This window comes from Mycobacterium sp. ZZG, from assembly GCF_054786995.1.
In genome coordinates this window covers 87682-96409 of sequence record NZ_JBTBFV010000016.1, presented here as the reverse complement: position 1 = coordinate 96409, position 8728 = coordinate 87682, and the positions used below count along the sequence as shown (strand labels likewise).

Here is an 8728-nt window from a genome sequence, read left to right as displayed (position 1 = left end):
CTTTCACCGGAAGTGCCTTTCTGAAGTTGTGCCGATAAGTGCGTAAGGAACACTCATCATCGCAGCTCAGAGGGCACTTTCCTCATATCAACACTCGCCTACCAGGCAATTCATCGGTGGATTCAGGCTAAGCCCCACCTGAAAGCCCGGAAGATCACAGGCGATGTGGGACAAGGTAGCCGCGGCAAGGGTGAACAGCCCTTCTCTCTACTTCAGGCCCTGAAAGGGCTGTGAGACAATAGATGTAGGAGGTCAGGTACCTCTGCATCCTTCCGGGGCCTGGTGCCCAGATCCATCATCCGTGCCTGATGCGCGGGTTTCACTTTCAAGAATCCGATAAGGACAATCAATGGCCATTGAGGTCACTTCAGGCAACACCACGTTGCTTCAGTCCCAGGTTGCTAACCTGCTGGTGCAGCCCTTGGAGCAGGCGAGCACATTCCTTGCTGCCGGCCCGCAGATCTTCGACACCTCTGATCAGCTTCGCATCCCGCGTATCGCCTCTGGTGTGACCGCTGGGTTCGTCGCTGAAGGTGCCCAGATCACCGATGGTGACGTATCTTTCGATGAAGTCACGTTGCTGCCCTCCACCCTCAAGTCACTGAAGGTGCTGGTGCGCTTCTCCAATGAGATGGCACGTCAGAGTGTTGTAGCTTTGGAACAGACCTTGCGGACCCGCCTCGTTACCGATGTGGCGAACGCTTTGGACGCCGCCCTGTGGGATGGCACGGGAACGTCGAACACCATCAAGGGCATTCTGCGGGCTACCGGCATTGCCGCCGGCGTGCTGGATCTCGCCGACGCCGACTCACTGATCGACGGCCTTGCCACCGCCCAGGCGAACAAGGTCACCCCTTCGCATTGGGTGATGGCATCTGACAGCTTCGCCAAACTGCGGAAGCTGAAGATTGCCGTGCCCGACGAGACGAACGGTGTCGCTACCTACAACCAGTACTTGTTTGATCCGTCCACGATTCAGAACGGCACGGCCTTCCAGTTGTTCGGCCTGCCTGTGATCGTCACGGACAACATCCCTGCCGTGTCGACTAAGAATCGTGTGGCTCTGGTGGACTTCGGCAAGGTTGCGGTTGCTCGTGATGTTGACGCCGAGGTGAAGATCCTTGATCAGACGTGGGGTGACTATGACTCCATCGGTATTCGTGTCGTCACCCGGTATGACGTGGGCCTGTTGCAGCCCAAGGCTGTCACACTGCTGACCGAGGCCTGAGCATGGCCGCGCCAACGGCGTCAGACCTCGGCGCGTTCCTAGGCCGCAGTGTTACCACGGAGCAGGGTAACGCTGTCCTAGCAGTGGTGACGGCTATGGCATCGGCCTACACGCGGGGAGTCGGCTTCACCGATGGTATTCCCAACGACGACATTCGTTCGGTAATCATCAGCGCCGCAAGTCGATTGGTGGTCAACAGCCCCAATCCACAGGCTGCGACCTATGAAGTCCACGGACCCGACTCATTTCGGCATGAAGGTGCGCCCCTGGCCTTCAGTGTTGCCGAACTGTATACGCTCAACCGCTACCGCGTGCGAGCACTCTAGACAACGCCCAAGCGGGGGCTTTCCTACCGAAAGTATGTTCTTCCAGCCTTCACCCCGCTAGGCGGGCCTCCCCGTACCTTTGGGGCATTGGATGGGGAGGCCACCACAACTTTCAAAAGGCAACTGCCATCGAGTCCGTTACCTAGCTCGGCGGCGGGGTCGGGATTGGTCTCCCGACCACTGGCGCGCACCCGTTTTCTCCTCGGTGTCGCTGCGCCTTGGGGGTGTCGTTCTTGAGGATGTGGCGGCACCCCCTCCAACTTCTCCGCATGGGCTACCGGGATGGTCCAGGAGCAGACGAGAGACCCCCCTTGCATGTGGGTTCCAGTGCAAGGGGGGTCTCTTCATGTCTTCATACTGCGAGCGTGTTGCACACCTCGGCGAACCTTTGCTCGAACCAAGACCGGGACTTACCGATCCTCGCCGCCAGTAATGCACAGTTCTCGGTGGGGTGGTGCTCGATCTGCTCGCACACCTGCGACCAGTGCTCGTAGCGGGGATGCTCTCGCCACGCTCCCGATAGCAGGGCTGCGCGGCATTTCCTGGCCTTGGCGTGACGTTGGTCGTAGCGGTCGATATGTCCGGGGTCGAGAAGGCCTCTGCGGGATCTCCCGTCCTTCTCGGTGGCCCCACCCCACACACCCTCCGGTTCCCCATGTCGGAGATCTGAGCACGTCGCCTGGATACGGCACATTCCGCAGAGCTTCTGCATCTTCTCGATTGAGGCTTCGTCTTCGGCCCACACCAGATCGGGCACAGCCTGACACGGCGCTACGAGCCCCCACGCGGTCCCGTCCTGACCGGCGAGACGCAGATCCTCTACGGCGTTGAACATGTTTCCCTCCCGCTGTACGTACCTGTTGACGGTGAAAGTACTCGGTTGTCAACACGTGCGCAAGAGGTGAAATCTGTTGCGCTGCAGCTAATCCTAGGTGTTGCAACACCTATCCAGGCATCGCGGTGCCTATAGAAAATGACCTAAGACTGAGCCAATTTAGACAAGGCATCAGCAATCACGGCGTCACGCTCGGCGGCGGCAATCTGATAACGCATCGCCATGGCCGGGGTTGTGTGTCCAATCCGCTTCATGAGTTCTTTAGTCGTCGCCCCCGCTTGAGCCGCCAACGTCGCTCCCACATGCCGCAGATCATGGACCCTCATATCTGGCTTCCCGACAGAGGCGAAGCCAGCCTTCACCGACTTCGTGAATGCGGTCGTAGACAACCGTTTGCCGCGAGTAGTGGTGAACACGAACGCCTCGGGGCCGGCGCCCGTGTGTGTCTTCATGTGCGCCCGCAGCAAGTCAGCGACATGCGGAGGAACCGTCACGTCTCGGATGCCCGCGTCAGTTTTCGGAGGACCGACCACTAACTGATTGTCGACACGGGTGGCGGCACGGCGAATCTTCAAGATCATTCGTCCGTCAACGTCTGCCACATCCTTGCGGCGAAGTTCGATCAATTCCCCAAAGCGCAGGCCGCACCATGCAGCCAGCGGGACCGCCGCCCGGTATTGCGCTGGCGCAGACTCGGCAACCTTGGTCAACTCGGCGGGAGCCAACGCCTGGACCTCCCGCGCCTTCGGAGGCTTTCCCGCCGTCTTGATCTGGCAGGGATTCTCGGTCACCACCTTGTCCTCACGGGCCGTGTTGAAGATGGCCTTGAGGAGCTGATAGGCGTGGGTGTTGCGCGTCGGCGTGCCCTTCCCCAGCCCGACCCACCATGCCCGCACATCGGCCGGCGTCACCGCTCGCACAATCTCGTCACCCAAACCGGGCAGGATTCGGCTGTTCAAGAGATCCCGGTACAGGGCGCGGGTCTTCGGAGTGAGGTCGCGGTGCTCCATCCAGCGGCTGGCGTACTCCCGCAGTGTGGTGCCCGCATCGGCCTTCGCCACCTCCCGGCTTTCCGGTGGGGTCCACTCCCCTAACTCGATCAGCCTTCGCTCCGAGGCCAACCACGCCTCGGCGTCCATCCTGCTGTCATAGGTGTGCGTGGCGTAGTACCTATGGCCATCGTCGTAGACGTAGGACGCCTGAACGCGCCCGTTACGCATGGTCCGTAGAGTGCCCCACGACCGCCGTCTGGCTGTCTTCTGTGCCGCCATATCTGCAACCTTATCGCAACGCTTCTAAGTCATCCCATGTCTGTGAGCTGCGGTTTCTGTCCAATCTAAGGTTGCAAGGACGAGCACAGTAAATAGCCTCTGAACAGGCAATACTAGCCATTTATACTTACAGGTTGTGATCCTGGCTGTCGCGGGTTCGAGTCCCGTCAGCCACCCCGCAGGTGGAAGCGCCGTCTACTCCGGTAGGCGGCGCTTCTGCTTTTGCGTCGACGAATCCAGGAGGCGGTCCCCGAACGCATCGACGCCGCCCTGAGATCCTCAGAGCGGCGTCGACGAGAAGTTTCCGGGGGTCAGACGTTGGCGTTGCCGGCCTTCCACTGCTCCCACGGGATGTTCCAGTCGCCCAGCCCGTCGGTGCCCGGCAGGGTCGTGCCGACGGTGTTGACGATCTCGACCACGTCACCCCGCTTGGAGTTGTCATGGAACCACCGCCCATTACTGGTGCTCACGTTGATGCAGCCGTGGCTCACGTTGCTGCTGCCCTGGCTGCCCACCGACCACGGCGCGGCATGCACGTAAATGCCGCTGTAGGAGATCTGGGTGGCCCAGTCGACCTCGGTGCGGTAGCCGTTGGCCGAGTTGACGGGCACGCCGTAGGTGGACGAGTCCATCACCATGTGCGAGCGCCGGTCCCCGACGATGTACACCCCGTTGTTGGTCGGGGTGCTGTTCTTGCCCATCGACACCGGCATGGTCTTGACCACTTCGCCGTTACGCCGGACGGTCAACGTCTTCGTGTTGTCGTCGACGGTGGTGATGACCTCGTCGCCGATCTTGAAACTGGTCTGGACGTTGTCCTGCCCGAACAGCCCGTCGCCCAAGTCCACGCCGTAGGTGTTGACCTCCACCTTGACGGTCGTCCCCGGCTTCCAGTACTTGGCCGGACGCCAGCGCACCTCGCGGTTGTTGAGCCAGTAGAACGCGCCCTCGACGGGCGGGTCGGTCTTGACGGTGATCGCGCGCTGCGCCGCGAGCCGGTTCGGGATGTTCTCGTCGAACCGGATGGCCACCGGCTGCCCGACACCGACGACCTCACCGTCGCTGGGCACGACGTAGGGCATCGTCAGGTTCTCCGGTGAATGCGTCTCGAAAGTCATCTCCCGGCTGGTGACGCCGCCCAGACCGAGGGATTGCGCGCGGATCGTGTAGCTCTTGTTGTAGCCGAGCGGCTCCGCGGTCTCCCACGTCAGCCCGTCCTCGGACAACTGCCCCTCGACGGTCTTGCCGTTCTCGTTGACCATCGTCACCGAACCGAGCACACCGTCCTCGGCGGTGACCGTCACCGGGGAGTCGACGCTGACGCCGACAGCACCGTCCTGAACCGAGGCCGTCAGCTTTGGGATCAGAAGATCGCCGAAGGGCGTGCCCTTGTCAGTGATGACCTGCGCCTGCGGCGCTTCGGCGTCTCCGCCGCAGCCGCTGAGGCCGAGCACGATCGCCGGAATCAGCACAGCAGCCGTCAGCCATGACCGTTGCCGCCGCGCCCGGGTCGCCGTGTTGACCTGCCACATAAGCCGCTCCACCTCGCCTACAGGGATTTGCCCGCAAATTGTCGTCGACAATTCTACGGTCACTTCCGACATGAGGGCCCGACCGCGATGTCACGCCTTGAACCGCGGACGAACTGGGGATTTCCTTCCAGCGCCACGGGCCTGTTATTGTCTCACACGCGCGCCGTTAGCTCAGTTGGTAGAGCAGCTGACTCTTAATCAGCGGGTCCGGGGTTCGAAACCCTGACGGCGCACCACGACAGAAGCCCCGCCTCGGCGGGGCTTCTGTGATTTTTGGCTTGCGGGACGGCCCGGCCCGGCGTTACGGGCGGCAGAGGGGGCGGCTGGGCCGCTCCCTATCCGTCACCGTTTCGTCAGCGCCGCGGACCAGCGCCGGGCTGGCCCAGCAACGGGTTGACCTGGCCGGGCTGGCCCGTGTGCTCCCGCTGATGCTGCGCGATCGCCTGCACCAGTGGGTTGTCCTTCATCAGCTGACGGCGGTCCTCCTCCGAGAGCTCGTAGAACGTCCACATCCCCCAGGCCGCCGGCCGCACGTACAGGGTCACCTTCTGCCGCTTGCGGGTGTTCTGCGGCAGCATCGCCGGGATCGCCACCACCCGATCCAGTGTCACCGCACTGGCCAGCTCCTGGGCGAGCTTGTCCACATCGGCGATGTCTTGCAGTTCGTAGACCGATGTTTGATGGCTCGGCTGGTCCGGGCCTTGCAGGGCCAGAAACCACGACATACCGCGTCTCCTTCGCTCGTCCTGAAGATCAGCGTCAGCGTAGAGGACGGCGCGGCACAGGACGCCGCCCACGCCCCCCAGCGAATCACCGACGAACCGGTTTTACGATCACGATAGTTTCGGCGAGTTCTGCACACTTCAGCCCCTTATGTGCTAGTTGTGGCACATCGGTGATATCCGCTTGGTCGCCGGAATAGATCTGCCGGTAACGGCTTCATGGGCGCCGAGAGAATTACATGGCCTGTGTGCTGGGCAAAGAGTGGACAGGATGTTAGGGTTCCAGTTAGCTGGCGCGGCAGAGGGAGTCGCCGGGCCGAGGCGGGGAATCAGAATCGAGGAATTTGCTGATGTCAGGGCCAGTCGAACCGGTCAGCGCCGGGGTTGACGGCGAGGACGCACCCCGGGGCGCTGCGGCGCAACGACCGGTAACCGTGCACAGCTGCACCAGGATCGGCCGGGTGGCCAATCCTCCCGGCTTTTCCTTCTCCGATTGGTTCCGGACCGGCCGTAGTCGCTGACCGGGTCCCGGCTATCTGCTGCGTCGGACCGCGACGATGACGATCACGATGCCGATTCCGGCCAGCGACGCGATCACCTTCGGCTGCTTGACGAAGCGAATGACACCGGCCTTCATGTCGTCGGCCAGACGGCGGGGGTTGGCCCGCACGGCGAGCGAGTCGACGGTGATCGCCAACTGCTCGCGCGCCTGATCGATCTCAGCCTTGATGGTGTCCGGATCCCGGTCCGCCACTTCTGCCTCCATTGCCACAGCGCCGGCCGTATTCCGACGATCAGTTTCTGCCGAACTACCCTAGTTGAGCCAGGGCGCATGTGAGTGCCCCGGTCGACTGAACGACCACCACACCCGCTCGGGCCGTCTGAAGGGACATCCAGCCATGCCGCAAACTCCCCGACTCGAGGTCGGCGACACAGCGCCCGCGTTCAGCCTTCCCGACGCCGACGGCAACACCGTCGCGCTTTCCGACTACAAGGGCCGCAAGGTCATCGTCTACTTCTACCCGGCCGCCTCGACACCGGGGTGCACCAAGGAGGCGTGCGACTTCCGGGACAACCTCGCCGATCTCAGCGAAGCCGGCCTCGACGTCGTCGGCATCTCCCCCGACAAACCCGCGAAGCTCGCCAAGTTCCGCGACGCGGAAGGACTCACGTTCCCGCTGCTGTCAGATCCTGACCGCACAGTGCTGGAGGCCTGGGGCGCCTACGGCGAGAAGAAGATGTACGGCAAGACCGTGCAGGGCGTGATCCGTTCCACGTTCGTCGTCGACGAGGACGGCAAGATCGCGGTGGCGCAGTACAACATCCGCGCGACCGGGCACGTGGCGAAGCTCCGGCGCGACCTGTCCGTCTGACTCCCGACCGACCGGCGTGGGCCCTGCCGCGGGTGAGTGTTGCGGCCGGTCCTGACCGCGGCGTTCTTCCCGGCGGGGACGCCGATTCACCGAAGGCGGCCGATTACGGGGCCAGCCCGGCCAGCAGGAGCGCCTCGGCCGTCGCCGCCCGTTCCAGCACCCCGAGATGCAGGCTCTCGTTGATGCTGTGCGCCTGGGTGTCCGGGTCCTCGACACCGGTGACCAGGATCTTGGCGTCGGGGAAGGCCTTGGCGAACTCGGCGATGAACGGGATGGACCCGCCGACACCGGTGTGGACCGCGTCGTGGCCCCATGCCTCGCGGAACGCGGTACGCGCCGCGTCGTAGACCGGGCCGTTGGCCTCGATCGCGTAGGGCTCGCCGAGATCACCGGGCGTCACCGTCACCTGCGCGCCCCACGGGGCGTGGCGCTGCAGGTGCCGGGTCAGCGCGGCGAGGTGCTCGGCGGCGTCCCCGCCGGGTGCGACGCGCATGCTCACCTTCGCCCGCGCCCGCGGTACCAGTGTGTTCGACGCCTGCGCGATCGGTGTGGTGTCGATGCCGATGACGGTGATCGCCGGTTTTACCCAAAGCCGTTGCGCCACGGAGCCCGAACCGATTTCGTGCACGCCGTCGAGCAGGCCGGTGTCGGCGCGCACGCGCTCCGGCGAGTAGTCGGGGAAATCCTTATCGGCTGTTACTGCCTCGTGCAGGCCTTCGACCGCGACATTGCCGTCATCGTCATGCAGGCTGGCCAACAAGCGCACCAGCACCGACAGCGCGTCAGGGACCACACCGCCCCACATACCCGAGTGCAGGCCGTGGTCGAGGGTGGCGACCTCCACCACGCAGTCGGCCAATCCGCGCAGCGACACCGTCAGCGACGGGATCTCAGTGCTCCAGTTGTCCGAATCGGCGATGATGATCACGTCGGCGGCCAGCTCGTCGCGGTGCGCCGCGAGCACGCGCCCCAACGACGGCGAGCCGGACTCCTCCTCCCCCTCGACGAACACGGTCACCCCGACCGGCGGGTTGCCTCCGTGCGCCCGGAAGGCTGCCAGATGCGTTGCTATTCCGGCTTTGTCGTCGGCAGTGCCGCGTCCGTAGAGCCGGCCCCGGCGTTCGGTCGGTTCGAACGGCGGCGTGTGCCATTCGGACACATCGCCTTCGGGCTGGACGTCGTGATGGGCGTACAGCAGCACCGTCGGGGCCCCAACGGGTGCCGGGTGCCGGGCGATCACCGCAGGCGCGCCGCCCTCAGCCACGATCCGGACATCACCGAACCCGGCTTCGGACAACAGTTTCGACACCGCTTCGGCCGAGCGATGCACCTCGGGACGCCGCGCCGGATCGGCCCACACCGACGGGATGCGCACCAGATCTTCCAGATCGGCACGCACAGAGGGCAGGACGTCGCGGACGCGCTGGACGAGATCGCTCAT

The 8728-nt window shown here is 63.8% G+C and carries 9 protein-coding genes and 1 tRNA gene; 4 read left to right on the top strand and 6 right to left on the bottom strand.

Features of this window, described 5'->3' with window-relative positions:
* The first annotated feature begins 349 nt into the window (after positions 1 to 349).
* Together ACXMYJ_RS12105 and ACXMYJ_RS12100 are read left to right on the top strand one after the other, a co-directional pair.
* Positions 350 to 1228: a phage major capsid protein gene (locus ACXMYJ_RS12105; protein WP_460356380.1), complete on the top strand. Its 879-nt coding sequence runs from the start codon at positions 350 to 352 to the stop codon at positions 1226 to 1228.
* A gap of 95 nt (positions 1229 to 1323) precedes the next feature.
* Positions 1324 to 1554: a hypothetical protein gene (locus tag ACXMYJ_RS12100; RefSeq protein WP_460356378.1), complete on the top strand. Its 231-nt coding sequence runs from the start codon at positions 1324 to 1326 to the stop codon at positions 1552 to 1554.
* Between the two features lie 352 nt (positions 1555 to 1906).
* Here the strand turns inward: ACXMYJ_RS12100 and ACXMYJ_RS12095 are convergent, their stop codons facing one another.
* The 3 genes from ACXMYJ_RS12095 to ACXMYJ_RS12085 form a co-directional block, all read right to left on the bottom strand.
* Positions 1907 to 2389: a WhiB family transcriptional regulator gene (locus ACXMYJ_RS12095; RefSeq protein WP_443188854.1), complete on the bottom strand. Its 483-nt coding sequence runs from the start codon at positions 2387 to 2389 to the stop codon at positions 1907 to 1909.
* 143 nt (positions 2390 to 2532) lie between these two features.
* The gene (locus ACXMYJ_RS12090) at positions 2533 to 3609 is read right to left on the bottom strand and encodes a site-specific integrase (RefSeq protein ID WP_460356375.1); all 1077 of its coding nucleotides are present in this window, start codon (positions 3607 to 3609) and stop codon (positions 2533 to 2535) included.
* A 362-nt stretch (positions 3610 to 3971) separates the two neighbouring features.
* The gene (locus ACXMYJ_RS12085; RefSeq protein WP_260754397.1) at positions 3972 to 5192 is read right to left on the bottom strand and encodes a L,D-transpeptidase; all 1221 of its coding nucleotides are present in this window, start codon (positions 5190 to 5192) and stop codon (positions 3972 to 3974) included.
* Between the two features lie 160 nt (positions 5193 to 5352).
* Here ACXMYJ_RS12085 and ACXMYJ_RS12080 point away from each other — a divergent pair.
* A tRNA-Lys gene (locus ACXMYJ_RS12080) sits at positions 5353 to 5428 on the top strand.
* A 117-nt stretch (positions 5429 to 5545) separates the two neighbouring features.
* Here the strand turns inward: ACXMYJ_RS12080 and ACXMYJ_RS12075 are convergent.
* Both ACXMYJ_RS12075 and ACXMYJ_RS12070 read right to left on the bottom strand, forming a co-directional pair.
* Positions 5546 to 5917 carry a hypothetical protein gene (locus ACXMYJ_RS12075; RefSeq protein ID WP_460356372.1) on the bottom strand — a complete coding sequence of 124 codons (372 nt, stop codon included), beginning with the start codon at positions 5915 to 5917 and terminating at the stop codon, positions 5546 to 5548.
* Between the two features lie 529 nt (positions 5918 to 6446).
* A complete protein-coding gene (locus tag ACXMYJ_RS12070; RefSeq protein ID WP_443188861.1) occupies positions 6447 to 6668 on the bottom strand; it encodes a DUF3618 domain-containing protein in 222 nt (73 codons plus the stop codon).
* A gap of 145 nt (positions 6669 to 6813) precedes the next feature.
* Between ACXMYJ_RS12070 and bcp the strand changes: the two genes are divergently transcribed.
* The gene (gene bcp, locus ACXMYJ_RS12065; protein ID WP_460356370.1) at positions 6814 to 7287 is read left to right on the top strand and encodes a thioredoxin-dependent thiol peroxidase; all 474 of its coding nucleotides are present in this window, start codon (positions 6814 to 6816) and stop codon (positions 7285 to 7287) included.
* Positions 7288 to 7390: 103 nt separating this feature from the next.
* Here the strand turns inward: bcp and ACXMYJ_RS12060 are convergent, their stop codons facing one another.
* On the bottom strand, positions 7391 to 8728 hold the full coding sequence (locus ACXMYJ_RS12060; protein WP_460356368.1) for a M20/M25/M40 family metallo-hydrolase: 1338 nt from the start codon (positions 8726 to 8728) through the stop codon (positions 7391 to 7393).